Origin of the sequence: Hansschlegelia beijingensis (assembly GCF_045505405.1) — a bacterium.
GTDB lineage: Bacteria > Pseudomonadota > Alphaproteobacteria > Rhizobiales > Methylopilaceae > Methylopila > Methylopila beijingensis_A.
Genome location: NZ_JBJKEX010000715.1, coordinates 1 through 569 on the forward strand (window position 1 = coordinate 1; position 569 = coordinate 569).

The 569-nt window shown below is 71.0% G+C and carries 1 protein-coding gene; it reads right to left on the reverse strand.

What is annotated here, in order from left to right; genetic code table 11:
* Positions 1–172: 172 nt before the first annotated feature.
* Positions 173–358 carry a 50S ribosomal protein L32 gene (rpmF, locus tag ACIKT0_RS19770; protein WP_183394807.1) on the reverse strand — a complete coding sequence of 62 codons (186 nt, stop codon included), beginning with the start codon at positions 356–358 and terminating at the stop codon, positions 173–175.
* Positions 359–569: the final 211 nt, after the last annotated feature.

Sequence of the window (569 nt, forward strand, 5' to 3'; positions counted from 1 at the left end):
GCTTCGGGCAGACCCGCACCCGCCGGCGCGCCGCCATGGCCGACGCCCTGGCGGCCTATCGCAAGCCGCGCGACAAGCCGAAGAGCGACCTCGGCGTCGCCTGAGCGGCGGGCGGAAACGAAAAAGGCCGGCGCTGGGCCGGCCTTTCGTTATTCAGAACTGGCGCGAAGCGTCAGGCGTCGGTCTTCGGCGACAGGATCTGCCGGCCGCGATACATGCCGGTCTTCAGGTCGAGGTGGTGCGGCCGGCGCAGCTCGCCGGAGTCCTTGTCCTCGATGTAGGTCGGCGACTTGAGCGCGTCCGCGGAGCGGCGGTGACCGCGCTTCATCGGGGACGTCTTTCGCTTCGGAACGGCCATTTCGCAAACTCCGTCAATTCGGTGCGCAGCCTGTTCGGCGCGCGAAAAAGCGGGCGGAGCTCAGTCGCCGCCTCGGTCAGGGCGGGCTTATAGCGGCATCCGGGCCGGAACGCCAGAAGGAATCAGCCGCCCGGCCGCTCATCGCAGACACGCGGTGAGCGCGCCGGCCGCGCGGGCGCGGCCCGCCACGATGGTGGCGTGCGCGCGCGCC